24 protein-coding genes and 1 riboswitch are annotated in these 23,856 nt (G+C 47.1%); of the genes, 2 read left to right on the top strand and 22 right to left on the bottom strand.

Annotation, left to right across the window (positions count from 1 at the left end; all coding sequences use genetic code 11):
• Window positions 1-97 precede the first annotated feature (97 nt).
• From QM657_RS19210 to QM657_RS19155, 12 genes are all read right to left on the bottom strand, one after another.
• Window positions 98-409 carry an energy-coupling factor ABC transporter substrate-binding protein gene (locus QM657_RS19210; RefSeq protein WP_415068316.1) on the bottom strand — a complete coding sequence of 104 codons (312 nt, stop codon included), beginning with the start codon at window positions 407-409 and terminating at the stop codon, window positions 98-100.
• 4 nt (window positions 410-413) lie between these two features.
• Complete coding sequence (locus QM657_RS19205; RefSeq protein WP_415068315.1) at window positions 414-1,160, bottom strand: energy-coupling factor ABC transporter permease; 747 nt, start codon at window positions 1,158-1,160, stop codon at window positions 414-416.
• Window positions 1,161-1,340: 180 nt separating this feature from the next.
• Window positions 1,341-1,527: riboswitch (cobalamin riboswitch) on the bottom strand.
• A gap of 26 nt (window positions 1,528-1,553) precedes the next feature.
• Window positions 1,554-2,402 carry an energy-coupling factor ABC transporter ATP-binding protein gene (locus QM657_RS19200; protein ID WP_415068314.1) on the bottom strand — a complete coding sequence of 283 codons (849 nt, stop codon included), beginning with the start codon at window positions 2,400-2,402 and terminating at the stop codon, window positions 1,554-1,556.
• A 103-nt stretch (window positions 2,403-2,505) separates the two neighbouring features.
• The gene (gene cbiQ, locus QM657_RS19195) at window positions 2,506-3,285 is read right to left on the bottom strand and encodes a cobalt ECF transporter T component CbiQ (RefSeq protein ID WP_415068313.1); all 780 of its coding nucleotides are present in this window, start codon (window positions 3,283-3,285) and stop codon (window positions 2,506-2,508) included.
• 103 nt (window positions 3,286-3,388) lie between these two features.
• Entirely contained in the window at window positions 3,389-5,035 is a 1,647-nt protein-coding gene (locus QM657_RS19190) for an ABC-F family ATP-binding cassette domain-containing protein (RefSeq protein WP_415068318.1), read from the bottom strand.
• A 223-nt stretch (window positions 5,036-5,258) separates the two neighbouring features.
• Window positions 5,259-5,906 carry a hypothetical protein gene (locus QM657_RS19185; protein ID WP_415068312.1) on the bottom strand — a complete coding sequence of 216 codons (648 nt, stop codon included), beginning with the start codon at window positions 5,904-5,906 and terminating at the stop codon, window positions 5,259-5,261.
• Between the two features lie 571 nt (window positions 5,907-6,477).
• Entirely contained in the window at window positions 6,478-7,239 is a 762-nt protein-coding gene (locus QM657_RS19180) for an amino acid ABC transporter ATP-binding protein (protein ID WP_415068311.1), read from the bottom strand.
• Window positions 7,240-7,251: 12 nt separating this feature from the next.
• Window positions 7,252-7,902, bottom strand: coding sequence for an amino acid ABC transporter permease (locus QM657_RS19175; RefSeq protein ID WP_415068310.1), 651 nt, complete (start codon window positions 7,900-7,902; stop codon window positions 7,252-7,254).
• Between the two features lie 75 nt (window positions 7,903-7,977).
• Window positions 7,978-8,844, bottom strand: coding sequence for an amino acid ABC transporter substrate-binding protein (locus QM657_RS19170; protein ID WP_415068309.1), 867 nt, complete (start codon window positions 8,842-8,844; stop codon window positions 7,978-7,980).
• 85 nt (window positions 8,845-8,929) lie between these two features.
• Complete coding sequence (locus QM657_RS19165) at window positions 8,930-10,507, bottom strand: hypothetical protein (protein ID WP_415068308.1); 1,578 nt, start codon at window positions 10,505-10,507, stop codon at window positions 8,930-8,932.
• Between the two features lie 9 nt (window positions 10,508-10,516).
• Entirely contained in the window at window positions 10,517-11,803 is a 1,287-nt protein-coding gene (locus QM657_RS19160) for a dihydroorotase (protein WP_415068317.1), read from the bottom strand.
• A gap of 48 nt (window positions 11,804-11,851) precedes the next feature.
• The gene (locus QM657_RS19155) at window positions 11,852-12,568 is read right to left on the bottom strand and encodes an MBL fold metallo-hydrolase (RefSeq protein ID WP_415068307.1); all 717 of its coding nucleotides are present in this window, start codon (window positions 12,566-12,568) and stop codon (window positions 11,852-11,854) included.
• Window positions 12,569-12,905: 337 nt separating this feature from the next.
• Here QM657_RS19155 and QM657_RS19150 point away from each other — a divergent pair, with 337 nt between their 5' ends.
• Window positions 12,906-14,027, top strand: a complete 1,122-nt coding sequence (locus QM657_RS19150; protein WP_415068306.1) for a diguanylate cyclase domain-containing protein — start codon at window positions 12,906-12,908, stop codon at window positions 14,025-14,027.
• A 182-nt stretch (window positions 14,028-14,209) separates the two neighbouring features.
• Here the strand turns inward: QM657_RS19150 and QM657_RS19145 are convergent, their stop codons facing one another.
• Window positions 14,210-14,407 (bottom strand): hypothetical protein, encoded by a 198-nt coding sequence (locus QM657_RS19145; protein WP_415068305.1) that lies wholly within the window; start codon window positions 14,405-14,407, stop codon window positions 14,210-14,212.
• A 203-nt stretch (window positions 14,408-14,610) separates the two neighbouring features.
• On the opposite strand from QM657_RS19145, the gene QM657_RS19140 reads away from it, so the two are divergent.
• Complete coding sequence (locus tag QM657_RS19140; protein ID WP_415068304.1) at window positions 14,611-15,180, top strand: nitroreductase family protein; 570 nt, start codon at window positions 14,611-14,613, stop codon at window positions 15,178-15,180.
• Between the two features lie 71 nt (window positions 15,181-15,251).
• Here the strand turns inward: QM657_RS19140 and QM657_RS19135 are convergent, their stop codons facing one another.
• The 9 genes from QM657_RS19135 to QM657_RS19095 form a co-directional block, all read right to left on the bottom strand.
• On the bottom strand, window positions 15,252-15,632 hold the full coding sequence (locus tag QM657_RS19135) for a zinc ribbon domain-containing protein (RefSeq protein WP_415068303.1): 381 nt from the start codon (window positions 15,630-15,632) through the stop codon (window positions 15,252-15,254).
• Window positions 15,633-15,768: 136 nt separating this feature from the next.
• Window positions 15,769-15,981 carry a DUF378 domain-containing protein gene (locus QM657_RS19130; protein WP_415068302.1) on the bottom strand — a complete coding sequence of 71 codons (213 nt, stop codon included), beginning with the start codon at window positions 15,979-15,981 and terminating at the stop codon, window positions 15,769-15,771.
• 54 nt (window positions 15,982-16,035) lie between these two features.
• Entirely contained in the window at window positions 16,036-17,550 is a 1,515-nt protein-coding gene (locus QM657_RS19125) for an ATP-binding protein (RefSeq protein ID WP_415068301.1), read from the bottom strand.
• 17 nt (window positions 17,551-17,567) lie between these two features.
• A complete protein-coding gene (locus tag QM657_RS19120; protein WP_415068300.1) occupies window positions 17,568-18,896 on the bottom strand; it encodes a VWA-like domain-containing protein in 1,329 nt (442 codons plus the stop codon).
• A gap of 39 nt (window positions 18,897-18,935) precedes the next feature.
• The gene (locus QM657_RS19115) at window positions 18,936-19,913 is read right to left on the bottom strand and encodes a leucine-rich repeat protein (RefSeq protein WP_415068299.1); all 978 of its coding nucleotides are present in this window, start codon (window positions 19,911-19,913) and stop codon (window positions 18,936-18,938) included.
• A gap of 378 nt (window positions 19,914-20,291) precedes the next feature.
• The gene (locus QM657_RS19110; RefSeq protein ID WP_415068298.1) at window positions 20,292-21,098 is read right to left on the bottom strand and encodes an HpcH/HpaI aldolase family protein; all 807 of its coding nucleotides are present in this window, start codon (window positions 21,096-21,098) and stop codon (window positions 20,292-20,294) included.
• Between the two features lie 58 nt (window positions 21,099-21,156).
• On the bottom strand, window positions 21,157-21,951 hold the full coding sequence (locus QM657_RS19105; protein WP_415068297.1) for an SDR family NAD(P)-dependent oxidoreductase: 795 nt from the start codon (window positions 21,949-21,951) through the stop codon (window positions 21,157-21,159).
• Between the two features lie 86 nt (window positions 21,952-22,037).
• The gene (locus QM657_RS19100; protein ID WP_415068296.1) at window positions 22,038-23,000 is read right to left on the bottom strand and encodes a cyclase family protein; all 963 of its coding nucleotides are present in this window, start codon (window positions 22,998-23,000) and stop codon (window positions 22,038-22,040) included.
• A gap of 65 nt (window positions 23,001-23,065) precedes the next feature.
• A partial coding sequence (locus QM657_RS19095; RefSeq protein ID WP_415068295.1) for an SDR family NAD(P)-dependent oxidoreductase occupies window positions 23,066-23,856 on the bottom strand: 791 nt, incomplete at its 5' end.

Raw genomic sequence — 23,856 nt, 5'->3', positions numbered from 1 at the left:
ACATTCTCCCCCTCCGCATAAAAACACAAGGTGGACAGCTTATCAATGCCATCCACCTAATATCTTTATTCACATCTTACTTAAGGTACAACCCTTCTTATTTTTCCTGCCACTTCTTCCGTTCCACAAACCGCCCCATGAAAAAGGCCAGGATACCGGTTCCAATTCCGGTCTGGATACAGAAGATCAGGCTTTCCACCTCGCCGGGAATCTCGCCGCCGATCCAGGTTTCCATAACAGGGGTAAACCAGGGCTCGTGTTCTTCTCCCTTGATTTCTGATATCATCTGGCTTCCCGCATCATCGGAACCGCCAAATTCAGCCCCTCTTAAAACAAAGACCGGAACCACCGCGATCAGGCATACTAAAATCAAAAGCATTGCTGCAATCTGTTTATTTTTCTTACTCATCTCGTTAAACCTCCTTTGAAAATCCAACAGCCTTAAGCTCAGGAAGAGCATAAGTCTCAAGGGTCATGATAATCACTGCCGTTAAAATTCCCTCAATGATCGCAAGAGGAAGCTGAGTGGGAGCGAAAACTCCCAAAAACTTGACGGCAGAAGCCCCTATACCGCCAACCTCTGACGGATAAGCCAGAGCCAGCTGCACGCTGGTCACGCAGTATGTAAGCAGATCGCCCAGTGTGGCTGCCAGGAAAACGCTGACCATTTTATTCACATTCAGCTTTCTGCATAATTTATAGATACCAAAAGACAGAAACGGCCCTGCAATTGCCATGGAAAAGGTATTGGCTCCCAAAGTCGTAAGTCCTCCGTGTGCCAGCAGAATGGCCTGGAAGATCAGCACGATCAGTCCCAGAATGCTGACAGCAGACGGCCCGAATAAAATAGCTCCCAGGCCGGTTCCCGTCATATGGGAACAGCTTCCCGTGACTGACGGAATCTTTAAGGACGATATGACAAAGATAAATGCCCCGGACATAGCCAGTATGGTAATGGTCCGGCCATCCTTTTGAAGAGATTTCCTGATGGAGAAAAATCCTGCCACCAGAAATGGAAGGCAGACAGCTCCCCATGCAATACAGTATGCCGCCGGAAGATATCCCTCCATAATATGCATTCCATAGGCGCTGGGCACAACGGCGAAGGCCATGGCAAATGCAACTGCCAGTTTCATGATACTTGTTTCTTTCTTACTCATTTCTTATTCTCCTTTCATTTTTCACACCCGATTTTCCAGGTATAAAGGTATACCCGAAGGGTGTTTCAAAAAAATAAGCACCTATAATCCGATGATTCCCACTCATCAGACAGGCGCCTTCTGGGTAAATCTTTGCACAGCAAAAAGACTTCCCGGCATTCGGTCATCGCTCGTAACCGAATGCGTCGCAAAATGAAAGGCAGGTCTTCTGACTTTGGCTTCCTCGCAGCAGTTCCTCTTCCCGGTTTCCCAGTGATCTATGGAACCCTGCTCCACACTTACAGCGGCGGGACCGTAAGGGATTTTCACCCTTTTCCCTATTATCCTGCGGAGAATTTTCACAGGCACCTTTCAAATAATACCATTGTATTGTAATGTTTTAGAACCTTTCTGTCAACATTTTTGAGCTGACCTGGATTTCTCAAGTAGAATTTCCAATTCCCCGGCATTTCTGGGACAGGCTTCTTTTTCATCTAAAATCTCATGCTTTATCAGACTGTTCCATACCTCAAGAAGTACAGGCTTTCTCAAATTGGCCTCTTTTAATACCTCATCCCTTTTGAAAATCTCTGTCATAGAGCCATCAGCAATAATCCGTCCATGGGCAAAAACCACCGCCCTGTCCGCCCATTCATAGGCGAAATCCACATCGTGAGTGGAAATCAAAAGGGTTTTCCCCATAACTGCCATTTTATCCAGAATGCCTTTGAGCATTTCCACATTGGCCGGGTCCAAAGAAGCGGTTGGTTCATCAAATATCACCACCTCTGATTCCATGGCCAGAATATCCGCAATGCTGACCCGCTTTTTCTCCCCTCCGCTTAAATAGTGGGGCGGGCGGTCCTTCATTCCGGTTAAATTCATATCAGATAATGCCTGTTTTACACGCCTTACTACCTCTTCCTTTGGAAGCCTTAAGTTCATAGGCCCAAAGGATACCTCGGCAAAGACTGTGGATGCGATGATCTGGTGGTCCGCATCCTGGAATACAATCCCTACATGCTTTCTCAATTCGTTGAAATCCTTTTTCTTTATTTCCTTTCCGTCATAGAAAATCCGTCCGGAATCCGGCTGCAAAACTCCGTTTAAGTTGAGAAAACAGGTGGATTTCCCTGCCCCGTTGGAACCCAGGACCGCAACCTTCTCTCCTTTTCTCACTGTTAAATTAATTTCCTTTAATACCTGAGTTCCTTCTTCATAGGAATAGCATAGGTTTTCTGCCTGTAAAAGAATATTTTCCATCTTTTTCACCTCCTTTTCAGCCTGCAAAAGCCGTTAATTCTGCCTTTGACTTCAGGCAATTTCTCAGCTATCTCCACTCATTACCCCGTCCCTATTCCATCCATCACTTCGCCCGCCATACCAACAGCCATACCAAAAGCAGTACTCCAACATAACCTACCGAAACGGCAATCTGCCCCCTCTTAACAGGCCGCTCTTCTTCCAGAAACAAAAGCTCCCCATTATAACACCTGGCAATCATTGCATTGTAATAGATTCCGGCTTTTTTCAGGGAAACCACAAATAAGTTTCCTCCTATACGCCCAAAGGTGCGGCAGGAGGTTGTAAAATCACGATATCCAAGCCGTGACTCCGCCGCCTGCTTCATCTGGCGCTGGGAATCTGTCATCACAAAGATAAACCGGTAAATCAGGTTCATCAATTCCACAATCAGCTTAGGCACCCGGGTGCTTTGCAAAACGCCGATCACCTCGCTGGCGGTCGTGGAAAGCACCAGCATGTACATGGCGCTTAAGGAGGCCGAAGCCTTTAAGACAAGACCTGCTGCCAGCCTGATTCCCTCTTTTGTCACATAGAGGTAAAGCCCTGCTCCGGAAATAAGGACCTGCCCATAAGGTTCTCTGGAAATGCCTATGGCAATGGCTGCCGTGCCCAAAACCAGAAATCCAAAGGGTATCCTGAAAAGAACCAGGTATTTTCTCCAGGAAAGCCCTCCTGCAAAAATCGTAATGGCAGACATGGACAAGAGCACCAAGCAGGATATCCGCACATCATTTGCCGCAATACAGACCAGAAGACCGCTGACAGCTACAGCCGCCTTCAGCCGCGAGTTCCAGCTTCTCAGCCGGGAGACACAGGCATAATAGTCAATGGTATTCAACATTCTCACCTCCTTTCATATATCTAAGGCTGTCACCTGCTTAATCTAAAAAAAGACGGGCAGACAGGCGTTTCAACGACTGGCTTTCCCGTCTTTTTTATTTTATTTAATCCTCTGCATCCTCTGCAACCTGGTCCTCAGTCAGAGTAAATACCTGTCTCTTACGAGCCATATCATCACTTGCCAGGTACTCATCGTAGGTAGTGATCTTATCAATCAACTGACCGTTTACGATCTCCATAATACGGTTTGCTGTGGTTTCCACGATCTGATGGTCACGGGAGGAGAAAATCAGAACTCCCTGGAATTTCATAAGACCGTTATTTAAGGCAGTGATGGACTCCATATCCAAATGGTCTGTAGGCTCATCGAGCATCAGCACATTGGAACCGGAAATCATCATCTTGGAAAGCATACAGCGCACTTTCTCACCACCGGAGAGCACACGCACCTTTTTCACGCCGTCTTCTCCTGCAAAGAGCATACGTCCCAGGAAACCGCGTACATAAGTAACATCCTTTTCCGGGGAATACTGGGTCAGCCAATCCACAATGATATCATCATTGTCAAACTCCGCGGAATTATCCTTGGGGAAATAGCTGTGGCTGGTGGTAATACCCCACTTATAATCACCTTCATCCGGCTCCATTTCTCCTTCAAGGATTTTAAACAGAACCGTTTTGGCGAGCTCATTCGGTCCCACCAAAGCCACCTTATCCTCACGGTTTAAGGTAAAGGAGATATTGTCTAAAATCTTTACACCGTCAATGGTCTTTGATAAATTGGTAACCGTCAGCACTTCATTGCCGATCTCACGGGCAGGACGGAAATCAATGTAAGGATATTTCCGGCTGGAGGGCTTAATGTCATCCAGTTCGATTTTCTCCAAAGCCTTCTTTCTGGAGGTTGCCTGCTTGGATTTGGAAGCATTGGCAGAGAAACGCTGGATAAATTCCTGCAATTCCTTGATCTTTTCTTCTTTCTTCCTGTTGGCTTCCTTCATCTGCTTTACGATCAACTGGCTGGACTCATACCAGAAATCATAGTTTCCTGCGTAAAGCTGGATTTTGCTGTAATCGATATCTGCGATCTGGGTGCAGACCTTATTTAAGAAATAACGGTCATGGGATACCACGATTACGGTATTTTCAAAGTTGATAAGGAATTCCTCCAGCCATGCGATTGCATCTAAATCCAAATGGTTGGTAGGCTCGTCAAGGAGCAGAATGTCCGGATTTCCGAATAATGCCTGGGCAAGAAGCACCTTAACTTTTGACCCGCCGGTCAAATCCTTCATCAATTTATAGTGAAGGTCTGTCTCAACTCCAAGTCCGTTTAATAAGTTGGCTGCATCGGACTCAGCTTCCCATCCGTTCATGGAAGCGAACTCGCCTTCTAAATCTGCCGCCTTAATGCCGTCCTCTTCGGTGAAGTCTTCCTTCATGTAGATGGCATCCTTTTCCTTCATGATCTCATAAAGTCTGACATTTCCCATAATAACCGTATCCAGCACCTGAAAATCATCATACCGGAAATGGTCCTGCTTTAAGAAGGAAAGTCTCTGTCCCGGTGTAATGACGATATCACCGCTGGTAGGCTCCAGCTCGCCGGAAAGAATCTTGAGGAATGTAGATTTTCCTGCACCATTGGCACCGATCATGCCGTAGCAGTTGCCCTCTGTAAATTTGATATTTACATCTTCAAACAATGCTTTTTTTCCAATTCTTAATGTTACATTATTTGCACTGATCATTTTAACTTTAATTCCCTTTCTGTGATCTGCTTTTATCCGCTTTCCCTGTCCATGATTTCCCGGCAGAGTCTGCGGTTTTTTCATTGTCTCTAATCAGCAAAATAGGGGTCATTTGGCCCCTTTTTTGTCATCTCTCTTATTGTACCTGAAAATCCCGAATTTGCAAGCTTTTTATATCGCAAAAAGGAATTTCTGCCTGCATGATCCGGGATTTTAAGTATTTTTACTTTGCTGCTTCTACCTTTAATGGAAAATTCGTCTTACTGCCTGCATCATAATTGACGGTCACGTAGGTTACCTTTATCATGGCTCCGCTTCCATTGCCTCCGTCAGTGGCTGTTCCCAGCACACCGCTGTCCAATCCTTCACCGCTGCCTTTGATAAAGCTGATCTCTTCTCCTGATTCCGTCTTAATGGTAAATGTGCTCATAGCCTGATCCACCACGCTGCCTGTCACTGTCTCGACCGCCATATCCTTCTGCCCATCCAGCACCAGAATGATCTTTGCGTTGGAGGCATCGGAACCGGATATCTCACCCTTGTAAACGATGGAAACCTCTACTTCAGGCCCAAGGGCATAGGAAGTCTCCACTGCCACGCCTTTTAAGTCAAAATCAGTCTCGGTTTCACCGTTTAACACGGTCATGTTCTCCAAGTTGTCGTCCACCGCTGTGACCTTGGCTGTCAGTATCTTAAATTCCGCTCCATTGCCGGGGGCTTCCTGGCTCGCACTGTCAGTGCTTTCTGTTGATGCTTCGGAAGAAACAGGCGTCGATTCTGCGCTGCTTCCCGTATTGCCAGCCGATTTTCCACAAGCAGTAAATAAAACAGCACCGCAGACGGCCAATGCTAAAATCCATATTCTCTTCATGAGCATCCCCTTCTTTCTTTTCTGCTTTATCTGTTATTTCAGATTCAGTATATCATCCGATTGTGAAAAATGTTTATCTTTTTTCTTAAGTAATTTTAATAATTGGATAAAAATGGAGAAAAAAACCCTGATTTTCACCGGCATCCATATACTTCCTGTATTATTATTTTCCATTTAACGCACCATATTTTTGAGGTGATTTGATGAAAAACAATTTATCCGCGCTGCTTTTTAAAAGTACCAGCACCAGAGTTTACTTTATAACTCTTCCCGTGTGGCTGCAGATCATGCTGCATGAAAATCATTCATATATTGATACTGCTGCTCAATTACACCATGTTGCAGGGATATTATTACAGCAGAAAAACCTGAGTTTTTAATAAACTAACTTGATATTTACCCGCCATGATGTCAAGGCGGCCCTTGACGCCTATATCCAATTGGTGCTTGCAGATATAACGGTAAACAGGCTGGAACTCACTATATTGCAGTCAAATAAAAAAATCACAGCCCTGAAACACACTTAAGCAAAGGTTTTCAGGGCTGTGTTCAAAATCTCTATTCTTTTCTCTTAAATTTCTCCATACCGCCCCAGAAAACTCTGAGTCCTCATATTATTGGAGGCAAAAACATCCTCCGGTTTTCCTTCTTCCACGATCACTCCGCCATCCATAAAAATGATCCGGTCTGAAATATCCCTTGCAAAGGCCATTTCATGAGTTACAATGACCATGGTGATCTGCATGTCCGCCAGAGACTTAATGACCTTTAACACCTCTCCCGTAAGCTCCGGGTCCAGGGCTGAAGTCGGTTCATCAAAGAATAAAATTCTGGGGTTTAAAGCCAGGGCCCTTGCAATCGCCACTCTCTGGCACTGTCCTCCGGAAAGCTGGCAGGGATATGCATTGGCCTTTTCCTCCAGACCCATTTTCCGCAGCAGCTCCATGGCACTGGCTTCCGCCTCTTCTTTCTTCCGCTTCTGCACGTGTATGGGCGCATCAATCACATTTTTTAATACGGTCATATGGGGGAATAAGTGAAAGTTCTGAAATACCAGACCGTAATGTTTCTGGATTTCCTTCAGCTCTTCCTTTTTGGCGTAAACGGATTTCCCATCACTGCCTTCCCAGGCCGCCTTTTCTCCTATGTAAATCAGTTCTCCCCCATCCATCTGTTCCAGCATGGTGGCGCAGCGAAGCAAAGTGGATTTGCCTGAACCGGAGGGGCCGATGATGGACACGATCTCTCCTTCTTTTACCGACAGGGAAATATCCCGAAGCACACCCTGGCCGTCAAATTCTTTGCGGACATGGTTCATTTCCAGTAAGTACATCTCTTCTTCCTCCTATTGATAATAGTTCAAACGATTTTCCAAGTGCTCCATTCCCACTGCCACGATCAGGTTAAAGATATAATAGAACAGTCCTGCTGCAACAAAGGGAACGAGGCTGGTCTGGGAAGAGGCCAGAGCCTTGGCAACGGCGAACATTTCTAAAACGCTGATGGTAAAGGCCAGAGACGTGTCCTTGACCAGAGTGATGACCTCATTGGTGACAGAGGGCAGTATCCGCTTCACCACCTGGGGAAATATGATCCGGAAAAAGGTCTGTCCCCTGGAGTAGCCCAGAAGCTTTGATGCCTCGTACTGTCCCACAGGCATGGACTGGATTCCGCTGCGGTAAATCTCCGCAAAATAGGCGGCATAGTTGATGATAAAGCCGATGAAAGCGGCCATAAGCCGGTATCCGTTTCCTACCTTTAAACCAAATAGGTAATAGGGGCCGAAATACACCACCATGAGCTGAAGCATCAGAGGAGTTCCCCTCATGACTGAAATATAAAATTTAACAATGGCCCTGATAACAGGGTTCTTTGACATCCTTCCAAAGGACACCAAAAGTCCCAGGGGCAGAGAAAAGACCAGCGTCACAAAAAATATCTGGATGCTGACCCACATACCCCCTGCCAGTTGTAAAAGTATCTTATCTAAAGTCATGACTTCTCCTCCATGTTCTCCCGAAAATGGGTTCCGGCTTCTGATGAAAAGGGCCGGAACCCATGGGGTTTATCTTTATTTTCCGATGGTTGTTACATCCTTGCCGAACCATTTCTCAGAAACGGTCTTTAAGGTTCCGTCAGCGGCCATCGCCTCTAACTGTTCCTGAACCTGATCTCTTAAAGCATCGTTGCCTTTCTTAAAGCCTACGCCGTATTCCTCGGCTGCCAGAGCTTCGTCCAGTATGATGAAATCTGCGTTTCTCTGTTCGATCTGATAGCCTGCCACAATGACATCCATGGCAATGGCATCAACAGCGCCCATTTCCAGGTCCATAAATGCGGTGTTGTAATCCGGTGTTGTCTGTAAAGTGCCAAAGGTTCCTGTCAGCTCTGCATCTTCCTGCAATGCCTTTTCCGCAGAGGAATCTGCCTGAACCTCTACCACTTTTCCTGCCAGATCAGCAAGGGTTTTGATGCCGGAATCTCCTTTTACTACGAATACCTGGCTGTTTTCCATATAAGGAGTTGTCCAGGTATAGCCGTCTTCCCGTCCGTTCATGGTAAAACCGTTCCAGATGCAGTCCACATTTCCGGAAGCCAGTTCCATGTCCTTGGAATCCCAGGCAATGGGCTGGGGAACATAGGTCTTTCCAAGGCGTTTTGCAACCTCCTGGGCCAGCTCTAAGTCAAATCCTGTATATTCTCCGTCGTCTCCCACAAATCCCATGGGCGGGAAGTCCTGGTCAAATCCAACGGTAAATGTATCGCTTCCCTCTGCCGCAGCTTTGCCGGTCTCTCCTGCCGCTGTGGTCTCTTCTGCCTTTGTCTGTGCAGACGTTTCTGCTGTCGTGGCAGGAGCGGCTTCCTTCTGTCCGGAACAGCCTCCAAGGATCAGTGCGGCTCCCAGCAGTGCGGCTGCTTTCCAAATCTTATTTTTCATAATTACTTCCTCCTCGTTGTTTTCATGTGTTACCATGGTAGCATAGTAAAGCGTTTCTGTAAAGAAGAAACTCAATAATTTTACTTCACCTGCCCATAAACCCCAGAAAAAGCATCAGAAGAATCAGACCTGCAAGCACTCCAAAAACCACAGCCGGGCTTACGGCCCTCTTTTCGGAAGGCTTTTCCGGCTCTGCAAACATCCCCCACGGACTCAGTTCCAAAAGTCCGGGCAGGATATGTCCAAGGCCTTCCCCTTCCAGAAAGTTTAAAAACTCCCTCCAGTCCCGTTCTAAAATACGTTTTCCATCTTTCCAGTCCTCCAGGGCTTCCCTCTTTTCCTTAGAAAAGAAGAAACCCTCTTTCTCATCTTCTCCCGCGCTTTCCCGTTTCTTTAAATACTGGCGGTAAGCATGGCGAAGCCCCTTATTGATGACCTCCTGCAAATCACCTGTGGTTTGATAAAGATTCATCATATAATAATAGGTCTTATAGGCTGCCCTTGGCTCAAAAAGGCCTTTACGGATTCCTGTCCCGGCCTTGTTGTCTCCTTCCTGTCTGGCAGCTTCTTCCTGAATATATAGATCGATCATTTTATCAACCGTGCTGCGCAGATCGGAAGACATTTCCTTTTCCACCGGCGAAATAGCGGCATACGTCTGGGATTTGATCGCCATGACTGCTGCCAGAAAGCCGTAAAGCTCTCCGCTGGTGCCGCTGATCCCCTGTGCAGCAAATAAATTTCCCCGGCGGCTTATGTACCCGGCAAACCTCTCCCCCGGCTCTAAATCTGCCGGAGAATAAACCCGGTTCTTTCCCATGGCAGAGATAGAGGCTTCCGCCCCGTAAGCCTTTTCCCGTCCCGCCTTCATAGCCAGGGGAAACTCCATTTCCATCCGGTCCGTATACCGTTCATTTCTTACGATCCGCCCCTGACCGTCAGGCTGATAGATAATTCCCCTGCTTAAGCTCCCCTGGTTTACAGGGGTGCGGATGCCTCCCCGGACCGGAAAATCCCCCGCTTCCGCATCAAAGTCTCTCTGCACTTTAAAGACCCTGTCCAGTTCCCCCTGATCCGGAGAATGGCCTGTCACACTGCGGTAAAGGGCAGTCTGTAAGGACCTTACGGAGCCCTGAGTCCCATAAGCTTTAAAAAGGCCGTTTAACTCTCCCAGACGGGTATTTAAAATCTTTGACAGGACCTCCGACAATATCTGATCAAGGGTGCCGGGCTGCCCCCCGGTTGTTTCCTGGGTTCCATAAAGAAGCATCTGCTCAACAAGCTTCTCATACATGGCCCCAAGATTTAAAAGCTCGGATTCCAGAGAGATATCCAGGGAAACGGCCCAGTTTTGCAGACTCTTCCAGGCCAGCTCCAGTATTTCCCGGCCCTGTTTCTCCTCGGAAACAGCGGACTGACTGCGAAGCTGCCGGTAGGGCCTGCTTTCCCTGGATAAGACAGCCTGGTCCTTGCCGGACTCTCCGGTGCTCTGAGGATTGTTTTTATTTTCTTCTTCCTTTTGCGCCATGGCTTCGATCAGTTTGCCGTCAGTCTGGATTTTTCCCATTTCCAGCGCTGCTTCCACGTTTGGGGGAAGCTCCTGGACTGGCGGTTCCCCTCTGGCTGCTCCGGCAGAGGATAAGTCCTGGGCCTTAATTTCCATATTTTCTCCTTAGTCGTTTTCGTCCTGGTAAACGATCTGGCCGCCGCAGATGGTGTATTTCACCTTTCCAAAGAGTTTCTCTCCTGTAAAGGGAGTGTTCGAGGACTTTGATGCGTATTCCCCTGCAATCCATTCTTCATTGGGGTCAAAAATCACCAGGTCCGCTGCTGCCCCTTCTTTTATAAAGCCGGAGTCGAGGCGGTACAGTCTGGCAGGATTGAGGCTCATCTTTTCCATGAGCTCCATCATGGTCAGATGGCCGGGCCTTACCAGATTCGTTACAGCCAGTCCTAAAGCTGTTTCAAGCCCTGTAATTCCGCTGGGTGCTTCTGTTATGGGCTTTTCCTTTTCCTCTTTGCTGTGGGGGGCGTGGTCTGTGGCAATGATATCAATGCTTCCATCCTTTAACCCCTGGATAATGGCCTGGCGGTCCTTTTCCGTCCTGAGAGGCGGATTCATCTTTGCCAGGGTTCCATGCTTTAACACCGCTTCTTCCGTCAGGGTAAAATGGTGAGGGGTCACTTCCGCATATACGTCAGCTCCCAGCTCCTTTGCAAGCTTTACCATTTTTACAGAAGCCGCAGAGCTGATATGCTGGATATCTATGGTGGCACCTGTGTGAAGGGCGATCATGCAGTCCCTGGCTACCAGGCTGTCCTCTGCCAGAGCAGGGGAGCCGTAGATGCCAAGCTGTTCGGATACCTTTCCGTGGTTGATTCCGTTATTTTTAATAAATGCAGGCATTTCCTCATGAAAGCTTAAGGGAAGGTCCAGCTCTGCCGCCCGCTCCATGGCCTCCTTGACCAGCGTTTCATCGAGAAGGGGAATTCCATCGTCTGTAAAGCCTGCGGCTCCCCTGGCCTTTAGCAGAGCCATATCCGTCAGCTCTTTTCCCTGAAGTCCCTTTGATACAGCCGCTGCCTGGAGCACCCGGATTCCTGTCTTTTTTCCTTCTTCTATTATATATTGAAGAGTTTCTTCATTGTCCACAGGCGGCTTTGTATTCGCCATGCAGACGACTGTGGTAAAACCGCCCTTTGCCGCAGCCCTGGCTCCTGTGTGAATATCTTCCTTGTAGGTAAATCCGGGATCACGGAAATGAACGTGAACGTCAATCAGTCCGGGGGCTGCCACCAGCCCTGTCCCGTCGATCACCACATCTTCTTTGGAAATAGAATCCCTGCTGATCGAAAGAGGTTCCCCTGCTGAAACGATCTTCCCATCTTCTATGCAAATATCTCCATCCCGTTCTATCTGGCTTCCAGGGTCCACCAGGCGGGCATTTTTAATCCATATCATCCTTTTTTCCTCTCTTTCTTCTCTTATGATGTCCTGCCGCAGCCTTTAGCTGACTTCAAAGCTGTCTCCATCCTTTTGGATCGCGGCAATCCTGTCCCTATAAGGAGCGGAAACCTCCATCTCCTTAAGCCTTCCGATTACGGAAAAATCTCCCCAGCAGTGCATGGGAAATGCATGGGCAGCAGAGGCTTTTCTCATGAATTCATCAAAGCCCAGATAAAAGTTTTTCTCCTGTCTGGGGTCTAAGGGGAGAAAGGCTGCGTCCATGTGTGCGCCTGCCAGCTTGTCCATTTCCGCTGAAAACTGTTTTGCCATGTCCTCATTCCAGCTCTCCGGTTCTCCTTCCCACCTCCAGTGGTTTAAATCTCCGGCGTGGTAAATGGTTTTTCCTTCAGCTTTTATGAGAAAAGCAACGCCTTCATCGGTGGAACGGAAGGTCTGTATCTGTACTTCTTCCCCTGCCCCAAAAAGGCTTACATGATACGTCTCTCCAGGCTTTACAGCGGTAACAATTTCTGAGACCTCTTTGGGGAACTGCTTTCTTTCTATATCGTCTGACAGAACATACCGGACACTTTCATGAATTTTCTGAAATTCCAGTATTTTTGCTGAATAATGATCCCCATGGCGGTGGCTGGCAAAGACCAGGAGGGGCTTATGTTCCGGAAATTCCGGCAGTGTTCCCTCTGTATAATCAAACAGAAGGCACATGGTATCAAGCTCCACCAGGAATGCGCTGTGATGGATAAATGTGATCTTCATCTGAAATGACCTCCTTTTCAGTTTCTTTAGAAAATTATATCACAGAGTTTACTGCTTTGCATAGCAGGAGGCACGGAGATTGATGGTTTGCCGGGTATAAAGCAATTGTAGAAAGTCACACTTTCTGCTATTATGAACGTATAACATATGGAATTAACCAATTAAACATTTTTCGGTGCATTGCAGATACACCGTGAGAGCAGAAAACGCTGCTGTTTTTTTAACTTGATCGGAGTGATCATTTTAGCGTAACGATAGCCATGGCATCAGTGATTTGGTACAATTATTCATAGAATCAAGTCACCGGTGCAATGAAGGGAGGGAGAGACCATTGCCTTTGATTTATTATATCCAAACCTCTGCGACAGGTCTGATATTGACGCTGATCATCTATTTTCATATGGGCCGTCATGCTTTTTATCAGGAGTCTTCCCAGCGCATATTCCGAGGGTTGGTTGTCTCAAACATTGTGTTGCTCCTGTTGGAAATGCTGGTGAATATTTTCACCGGCCAGGATTCCCCGGAAGCGCGCCTGTTGCTTCCAGTCATCGTCTGGGTGTTCTATACCCTCAACCCGCTCCCCCCGGCATTGTTGGTTCTGTATCTGGACTCCTTTGTCAGAAAGCGCGGAAAACGCAGCGCTTGGCTCTTTTCCGTTGTCATCATGCTCCCTTTTTTGCTAAACGCCGTTTTTTCAACGGTAAGTTTATTCGGGGAATATGCGTTTTACATCGACGCCCAGAATGTCTACCGCCGCGGCCCTGACTTTTGGCTGATGCCGGCTGTCTGTTACAGCTACATAGCCTTTTATCTGATACATGCGCTGCTTCACGGCAAATCCATCTCAAAGCATGACTACAAATATCTGTTGCTTGTCGCACTGCCGCCTATTATTGCGGGAATCCTGCAGGTCACGTTTTATGGAATCAGCGTTTTGTGGATAGCCCTCACTTTTTCGCTCCTCATAACATATCTGAATCTGCAGAGCTCCCACATGTATATGGATCATCTTACCGGGGTGGGAAACCGGATGCAATTTGATCTTGTGGTCAGGACGATGGCCAGAAGAAAAAAGAGCGTGAGCGGAATCATCGTTGACATCGATAAATTTAAGCACATTAACGATGTTTATGGCCATGACATGGGGGACAAAGCGCTTGAAAAGGTCGGCATTCTTCTCAAGAGCAGCCTGCGCAAAGGCGATTTTGTGACACGCATCGGCGGCGACGAGTTTTTTGTTCTGATCGACGCGGATAGCATGAAGAGCCTTGAAAATACCGTCCGAAGAATTCAAGAGCACATTGAACAGCTCAACGCCGCCCCCAAGTTTCCGTTTGAACTGCACTTAAGTATGGGATACGACATTTGGGACATCACCGGCGGACAGACCTGGGAGCAGTTTTATAAGCTCATTGACGAAAAAATGTACGCGGAAAAAAGTGCAAAAGAAACAAGTTAACGATTGTATTGCAGCAGGTTGATGTGCACTTCAATTTTGTTGGTAAAATTTAGGATAAGAGAAAAGCCGCAGGACTTAACATCCTACGGCAAATCTCAAAAACTGAAAACATCCTTATCGACAGGGGCATTGTCTCCGCCCTGAATTTTTTTGCAGCCTGACTCACTCATCTTATCTGACGCTTATTTTGCAGCAGTTTCTGATTTTTCTGCCGGGGATTCTCCTGTTTTTTCCGTCGCTCCTGAAACAGCATCTGTTGTAGTCTCAGCAGTTGTGGCCGCTGTCGTGGGCTCAGGTTCCTTGCCGCCGCATGCGGAAATAATGGTCATAGTCAGTATGGCTGCACTTGTAAGTACAAGTTTTTTTGCTGTTAACTTCACAATAATTTTCCTCCTTATGGCTTCATAGATTAATAGACTTTTATATACCCATAAAACCCGATATCAAGTCTAGCATTATAAACGGGTAAAGTCAATTGGTGCGGCATGATTTCAAGCCGTTGTCCATTGTGAATTGCCCTCATTCCTGCTATAATTCATTTAAGGACATAAATAAAAATTTAAACCGCCAGGAGGAATTGTATATGCTGAAAGATTTAGTTTCCAAATGCCGTACCTACCGCCGTTTTTATGAGGAACAAGCCATTTCACTGGAAGATTTGAGAGATTTGGCGGACTTAGCCAGACTGGCGCCCTCCTCTGCCAATTCCCAGGCCTTAAAGTTCCGGCTTTGTAATACTCCGGAAGAGAATGAGAAAGTATTTCATACTCTGTCCTGGGCCGGTGCGCTGCCTGAGTGGAAAGGACCTGAGGAAGGGGAACGCCCCTCTGCTTACATCGTCATCCTCTGCGACCTTTCTCTTGGAAAAAATAAGCTTCATGACGATGGAATCACCGCTCAGACCATGATGCTGGGCGCCGTGGAAAAAGGGTATGGAGGCTGTATTCTTGCAAGCGTTCAAAGGGAAAAGCTGGCAAGAGCTCTGGGCATCGACATTTCCCGTTACTCTGTTGATCTGGTTCTGGCTCTTGGAAAGCCTAAAGAAGAGGTTGTCCTGGTTCCCATGAAGGAGGACGGGGATGTGCGTTATTACAGGGATGAAAATCAGGTGCATTACGTTCCAAAGAGAGCGCTTGATGATATTATTATGTGAGCCTGTCAGAGATTTTAAAAACAGCCGGTTTCCTGATCGTTCAGGGCCGGCTGTTTTCTTCGGTCTTTATTCTAAAAATGCTGTCCGCATTTGGGGCAGTATTCAAAGCTTTCGGATGTTTCGTATCCGCATCCTGAACACCTTTTATAGTTCCACTCTGCCGCCCTATGCCCGGACTGTACCAGGGTTAAATCCTGTTCGCTGATATTCACAGATTCCCTGCGGCTGAGCTGCTTGCCCTTTTCCGGGTTCAGTTCGTAAATGGTATTACAGCAGGACATCTGAACGTAATAATGACGGTTCCATTTTATAATGGGGATGAAGAAAATGCTGAAATAGCTGTAAGTCATGAATGCCTGATATCTGCCATAGCCTCCGCATTGGCCGCAGATGACCGTTTTTGTGTAATCCAGTAGTTTCCTTCCCTGGCTCATGCCGAATATGAATAACATGGTTTCCTCCTGAAATTGGAATTTGATCTGTTTATTTTTCCTGCCTTCCATCATACAACAGAAAGGGAACCAGGTCAAATTCAAATATGAAGAAGAGGACACTGCCTTCGCAATGCCCTCTTCTCCATATCACTTACTATCTTTCTGTTCTGACTTCGGAATGACCATAAAAGGTGAACAGGTACAATCCGCAAATTCCCACCAGCGCATACAGGATTCTGGAAACCCATGTCATGCTGCCAAAAACAAATGAGACCAGATTGAAATCGAAGAAACCTACCAGCCCCCAGTTTACGGCGCCCACAATGGCTATGGTAAGGGCTGTGTAGTCCAATGCTTTATTTCTCATGGCACTACCTCCTTTTCATCTGTTATTATGAGATAGAGGCCTGATTTTTATACATTACTTCCCCAAGCCGTTGATTCTGGCCCTTATTTCATCCTCACGGGTGTTGAATAAAAGCCTTTCATTATACTGATAATACCGTTCACAGTCGTATTCTTTTAAAAACTGAACGCTGTAATAACCGGTATTTAATTCTGTTACGAATATGACCATTTCCTGACCGTCTCCGAAAGCTGCCTCCATAAAATCAAAGGCGTGTTCCAGGGACTTTCCCGCTTCTGACAGGGCCTCATCATACCGCTCGCTTTCCTCTTCAAACATCTGGCCGATCCGTTCCCAGGCTGCTTTTACGTCTTCGATATCCTCTTTTTTAAGGGTCTCTTCATATTTGAGAAGAAGGGCTTCCACATCACGGCGTAAGTAGTCTTCTCTTCTGCTCAAAAGACCGGCTTCCCGCTTGCCATTCCATTCCTTTTTCCACTTATCCCGCAAAGCGGCCAGGCGGTTTATCATGGAACCGGAGCCGCTTCCTTCTGTTTCCGGATTTATTTCCTTTAAGGCCTCCATCAAAAGTTCAGTTTTGTCTCCCTGATCAGAAGACTTGCGAAAACCCTGTCCCAGTCTGGACAAAAGCAGGCCGATGACATTTAATTTTTCATCAAAAGCCGCTCGTTTCAGCTTATCGCAAAGCCGTTCCCGAATGATTCCCGATAAAATCTCATCAATCTGATAATCTTCCTGATACTTATAGTATAGTTCCAGGTAGTTTGCAAAATCCTTGGCAATTTTGGGAAATTGAATGTACTCTCCCACCACATCACGGTCCGGTTTTCTCTCTAACCGCTCGCTGATCTGGATAAAACGGGATAAGTCCTCCCAGCCTCTGGGAGTGGCAAAAAGCTTGCCGTCCACAGTGGTTTCAATGCGGCAGAAGTTTTCCGTTCTGGCATTTAAATAAGATATGACCGCCGGGTGAAGTCCGTTTTCATAGGCATAAGCCTTCCATACCTCATAGTCCGGCTCCACATGGATCAGCTTGATCCTATCCAGGGTCACAACGTCAAAATCCCGGACTGATTTGTTATATTCCGGTGGATTTCCGGCAGTGACGATGACCCAGCCTTCGGGAATGCTGTGATTTCCAAAGGTTTTATACTGCAGAAACTGGAGCATGGTCGGTGCCAGGGTCTCGGAAACGCAGTTGATCTCGTCAATAAAAAGGATTCCCTCTTTCAGTCCTGTGCGTTCTATTTTATCATAAATGGAAGCCACAATTTCGCTCATGGTGTATTCCGTAACGCTGTAATGCTTCCCGCCGTATTCCTTTTGAGTAATAAAGGGCAGGCCCACCGCGCTTTGACGGGTGTGGTGGGTGATGGTATAGGCAACCAGCCCCACCTGGCACTCTCTCGCCACCTGCTCCATGATCTGAGTCTTCCCGATTCCGGGAGGCCCGATGAGAAATACCGGCCTCTGGCGCATGGCTGGAATCTCATAGGAACCATAAGAATCCTTCAGCAAATAGGCTTCAATGGTATTTTTAATCTCTTCTTTCGCTCGTTTTATATTCATAGTCAAATCTCCTGTATTTAATTTCCAGTAACACTTACCAGATCCTCAGGCGTCAATATCACTTTCATGGCCCACCCAGGGACGGAAATGTCTTCATACTGGTCCTTCATAAAGACAAATGCAGCATCATAAGGAGGCATTTTCACCGGATAAATTCCCTTTCCATCGGTAAAATAAATCAGTCCCCGCAGCTTTTTAAAGGCCCCTTTGTTCATAAGGCCGTTTACGTATTCAAAGGCAGGACGAAAATCCGTGCCTCCAAAGCCGGACAGGGTAAAATGCTCCATGTAGTCCTCCATCTCCTCCCGGCTGGTGATGGTCACATCGGAGCGGATTTCCTCATCGCACTGGATGATGTGAATGTTGATCTTCCTGAAATAGCTCTCCGACTCCCCAAGAACCCCATACGTTTCCTGGAGAAAATGGCTCACCAAGTCCCCTGACACGGACATGGAGGTGTCAATGACAATGACAAAGTCTTCTATTTTAAAAACCTCTTTCGTTTCCAGAGGTTCAATTAAAGGCATATTTTTATAAAGGGACAGGCCGTAAGTGTAGAAAACATAATCAAATGAATCGGGGTCCACTTCTGCCTCTTCCTTTAGGACCGCAAACTTTCTTAAAAACTTTTTATAGTCATACTGTTCCCTGTTTTCCACCTTGATCTGGTCCAGAAGATTCTTAGAGGATTTGTCATCCTTTTCTCCGAAGGATTCCATCTCGGTTTCCATCTTCTCCCGGATGTTCTGCCACTGGTTCTGGCGCTCCACCGGAATCTTTGGGTCCTGTTCCTGATCCCAGAGGGCATGGCTGTCCACATAGAACTCCCCTGCCATCTTATGAAGCTGTTCTGCGGGGAAGTTCTTTTCCTGGAGAAACTGATAGATTCCTTCAGCAGTAAAGACCTTGAGCCGTTCTCCGATCCGCCCGTATATCTCTCTGCGGTAGCCGGACTGATGGCGGTAAACGGATTTCACATAAAAACCGTCCAATATGGACTCTATGGCAATGTCACAGGCCAAGTCCCAGACCGCCTTTTCCCGGTTTCCCCTGGAGTATAAATGGCAGAACAGACAGTGAAACAGCATGTGCAAATAGGCCCGGTTGACCCAGACCCGGTTGCTTTTATACATGGCAAACAAGTGCTCCGGATGGTAATAAATCACGGCCCCATCCGTCGCCAGACCTGTGCCTGACCAGTCCGCCTCAAAGATGAAGCTGCTCAGGGCGATGTCCAGGTATCGGAAATTTAAATAAAGCTCATTGCGGGCATTGGTTAAAATGTCGCTGCCTATTTCCACAGTTTTCAGTTCATCAAGCTGTTTCTGTCTTACCGGATCGATCATTGCTTCACCTTCTTTCTGCAAAAATCTCTACTGTACAAATTATGTCAAGGAAAACCTCCGCTTTACCGCAGGAAAACGCCTGCGCCGCATTTCCATAAGAGCGCTTAAAACCTCTGTCCGGTCCGCCTCCCCTGCCAGGTCAACCAGCCCGTCAAAGGTCTTTCTATCGTGCCCGTACTCTCTTGCCAGCCAAAGGAAAAGATCAGAGTCCTCCTCTGCAACAGCCTCCTTCCCAGCGGCCATCATATGATCTGCCAGATAGTTCTCATAAACTTCCCGGTCCTGGTCGTAAAGGTCAACGGGAGTATAAAGCCTTCCGAGAACGAGAGCTGCCGTCACCGGCTCCTTTTCCTGCACCAGAACATGAGGAAACAGGGCATCGTATTTGTGAAACTGAAATTCCGTATGGTCAAAACAGTACCGGTACATATGTCCGCAGCCATGCATTTCCCGGATGGTAATCCGGGCCGGGGTGTGCTCCACCGACTCCTCAAACATCTCAGGAAAGACCAGACGGGCATTTCCCTTTGGACTGTAATAGTTTATATAAAGCTCCTGATGCAGCTCTGCCAGAATTTCTTCCATACAAGAGCGCTTTTCCGCCACAATATGAATATCCAGGGACTTAATTCCCGTACAGCCGGTGAACAGCCCGGAACCCAAATCTTCTATGGAACTATAGCACTGGAGATGAGCCAGATCAAAGCAATTATAAAATGCGTAATTTCCTATTTTCCTGATGGTATCCGGCAGATACAGAGCTTTCAGCTTTTCGCAGTTGACTTCCGGAGGCAGGTCTGTTTCTTCTGTAACAGGATTTCCCTCCTCATCACAGACCAGTATTTCGCTCCCTGCGCGGGCCAGCATTGCATCCCTGCCCCAGCCGCAGGAAAAGGCATAGGCAGACAGCTCTTTCACCGTCCTGTTTCCGATTCGCTCCGGAACCCGCACAATGCCGTCGTATCCCCGGTATCCGAGGATTCTCACATGATTATCCACAATCTGATACAAAAACATTCCAAAATCCTTTCCGTGAATGGTTTAACATGTTAGTTTAACAGAAAAAACGAATAAGTGCAACGGCTTTTAACAAAAATTATATATTCCACGGAGCGTCGGATAATCTAAAAAGCGTAATAATTGGAAGAGATACGCACAGTATTGATAAAGGCATAGAGCGTGTGGCTCGATATGGGCGTAAACCGTCTAAACTTGGATTCTTGGGTCCATAGTTTGCCCTAAAAGCCACATTATTGCAAGTCAAAGCTCCGTAAAATCTTCTTTTTTGTCCATTTGACCTCTTCCTGACCACAAAATTTAAAAGAACGGCCAAGGATTGTACCTCAACCGTTCTTTACGACCTATAGCTATATTCTTAGGGCAATTCTTGCCCCCTTATCCGGGAATCTTTCCTCGAATTTCTTCAAAACCGTCTTTAAAAATTTTGGTTAGGAAATCGATTTCCTGCATAAGCATCAAGAACATCCTGGCACCGCTGTCATAATGGCCCCTGATATTTTCGGGTGTTACTGCAGAAATTACGATTTTGCCGGCCTTGGTGGCCTTGACATCCGCATCTAAGAGGATTTTTTGAACCTCCGGGTCCAGCATATATTTACCCATTCGCATAGATAAATCACCGGGGCCGGGCCAAACGGCATCAATACCCTCCACCTGCAAAATCTCGTCCAGGTTTTCAAAAGCCTTGGGGGTTTCAAGAATGATTCCCACAAATGTGTCTCTGTTCCAACGCTTTTCGTTTTCTTTATCTGTCCAGCGCTCTTCATCAGAATAGTCGTTCAGCCATCTTGTGGGTGCCATTGTCGGACACCAGCCGCGATCTCCCCTGCTTCTGTCGCCATTCATGGTATACTTCGCAGCCCTGACAACCTTGCGGGCTTCTTCCGCTGTTTCAACGGTTGGAACAACGATTCCCTGAAAACCGGCGTCCAGCGTTGCTTCAATCATCCACTCGTCTTTATCGCGAACCCGCGCAATCGCCGGAATATCATATGCCAGGCATGCCCACAAAGCGTTGGAAACACTCTTAATATTCTCTACCGTGTGTTCCAGATCGAATAAAAGCCAGTCGGGATTTCCATAGCGAACGAAATCGATGTACTCCGGGAGCATCAGATGTTGAAGCATAATGCCCGTGCAAGGTTTTCCGTTTCTCAGCTCATCTTTAAGAATTCGTCTCATTTAATTCTTTCTCCTATAATTTTATTGACTTATGGGCTTAGAATTTAAGCTTTTTATCCTATCCTCTGTCATTCCAAGGCACTTTTGGCTTCTGGATGCAGAACTTTCCGCCGGTGACCGGCACAATGCCTCCCGTCACATAGCTGGCTGCGTCAGAGCAAAGGAACACGATGGGCTTTGCAAGCTCGGAAGGGTCGGCCAGACGCTGCAATGCGATATCATCGGTGTAATAAGATTTTCCTTCAGGGTGATTGTCGATAAAAGAGTCAATCATAGGTGTCCGTGTCAATCCTGGGTGAACGCCTACAACCCTGATGTTGTATGGGGCCAGCTCCGCTGCCGCAATTTGTGTAAAGACGCCCATGCCGGCTTTAGAAATGGCATATAAGGAGCTCTTTTCAATGGGCAAATAGGATGTGATTGCAATGATGTTGAGAATGACGCCGCTCTTTTGCTTTTTCATCTGCTCAGCGGCAATTCTTGAGCAGAATACGCCGCCCTTTAAGTTGACGGCCATCACCTTATCCCATTGGTCTTCGGTAATTTCGTCAAAATAACCGCCTGAGTTGAGGATGGCCGCGTTGTTAACCCAGATGTTGATTGCACCGAACTCTTTGACCACATCATCCCGGAAAGCCGCTACCTGATCAAAATCAAAAATATCAACGCATTTGCCATATACGGGATACCCTTTCTCTTGAAACTGTTTCACTGCGCTGTCAACCTCTGACTGCACGTTGTTAAAGATGGCTACCTTCGCTCCTTCAGCGGCAAACTCCATTGCCGTGGCGAGACCGATTCCTGTCGCCCCTCCGGTGACGACTGCTACCTTTCCCTTAATATTAAGATCCATATTGTTATTCTCCTTCTTTATCCGTAAATATATTTGTCCAAACGTTTTGATTTTTTAAAGTGTTGATGGTTTGCAGGGTTCTCCCGTTAGACGATGGCAATCGGTCTGGTAAACATGCCGGTTGCACCCTTGAACTTGCTCGGAGCACAGACAAAGCAAAACTCATACGCTTTTGCTTCGGCCAATTCATTGAGCATAAGCAGTTCAATGATATGCACGCCCATGTTAGTCAAAAGGTACTCATGCACTGGATTCTGATGCCCAGGTACCGAAGTTTCTCCCTTTGCCGAGATATATTCAAAGGAAGTGGTGTCATTGCCCAGCAGGAACGCACCCTTCTCTTCAACGAGATAGCGGCATGCTTCCAGGCTCAGTCCAGCATTTCCGACGAGATCACACTGCGGCCATCTGTCTCCGGTTCTTGTAAGCACCACGTCGCCCTCTTTGAGCTCAACCTTGCCAAATTCCTCGCTGCGTTTGATATCTTCCACAGTGATTCTATGGTTCGGGTCTAAATGGGGTTTGCCCAAAGCACCCGGAACATCCAGCAGAACACCTCTTAAAATGATCGGCTGAATTGTCAGCGTATCGCATTTCATCGCTCCAAAATTTGTCCAATACTCTTTTTCCGTGTATCCATTGTAGAAATGGTCGTCAGCGCCAAAGGACATGTGGTTGAGTGCGTCTATGTGCGTTCCCAGATGCAGCGGACCAATCAGGATTTCTGTGTTGGCGGCCACACCGTATTCATTGTGTTCCAGCCAGCCGCCCTTGCCGTTCCAGTTGGACACAGGAGACAGATCCGTTCTCGCCATATTCCTGCGTCCTGTAGGCGACGCATAGGACAGTAAATCAAAGCTGGCATGAGCCGGATGGGCTGGAATCCCCTTAAACCTCGGTGTCTCCAAATCAAAGACCTTTCCCTGCTTAATGAGAGAAATGGCGTTTAATACATGCTGCGGTGTCGTTTCATTGAGAATACCCCGTTCATCATCTTTTCCCCAACGTCCCCAGTTTTTAACTTCCTGCCATGGTTTGTTATTACTCATGTTTATTCTCCTTTTCTTCGTTTCTTAAACGATCGTTAAGAAATCATCTCATTTAATTTTCTACCCTATCCTCTGTCATTCCAAGGCACTTTTGGCTTCTGGATGCAGAACTTTCCGCCGGTGACCGGCACAATGCCTCCCGTCACATAGCTGGCTGCGTCAGAGCAAAGGAACACGATGGGCTTTGCAAGCTCGGAAGGGTCGGCCAGACGCTGCAATGCGATATCATCGGTGTAATAAGATTTTCCTTCAGGGTGATTGTCGATAAAAGAGTCAATCATAGGTGTCCGTGTCAATCCTGGGTGAACGCCTACAACCCTGATGTTGTATGGGGCCAGCTCCGCTGCCGCAATTTGTGTAAAGACGCCCATGCCGGCTTTAGAAATGGCATATAAGGAGCTCTTTTCAATGGGCAAATAGGATGTGATTGCAATGATGTTGAGAATGACGCCGCTCTTTTGCTTTTTCATCTGCTCAGCGGCAATTCTTGAGCAGAATACGCCGCCCTTTAAGTTGACGGCCATCACCTTATCCCATTGGTCTTCGGTAATTTCGTCAAAATAACCGCCTGAGTTGAGGATGGCCGCGTTGTTAACCCAGATGTTGATTGCACCGAACTCTTTGACCACATCATCCCGGAAAGCCGCTACCTGATCAAAATCAAAAATATCAACGCATTTGCCATATACGGGATACCCTTTCTCTTGAAACTGTTTCACTGCGCTGTCAACCTCTGACTGCACGTTGTTAAAGATGGCTACCTTCGCTCCTTCAGCGGCAAACTCCATTGCCGTGGCGAGACCGATTCCTGTCGCCCCTCCGGTGACGACTGCTACCTTTCCCTTAATATTAAGAT

The organism is Lacrimispora sp. (assembly GCF_047605665.1).
In the GTDB taxonomy this organism is placed as follows: domain Bacteria; phylum Bacillota; class Clostridia; order Lachnospirales; family Lachnospiraceae; genus Lacrimispora.
Note: the sequence above shows the minus strand (reverse complement) of the source record. Positions and strands in the feature narration are given on the sequence as shown.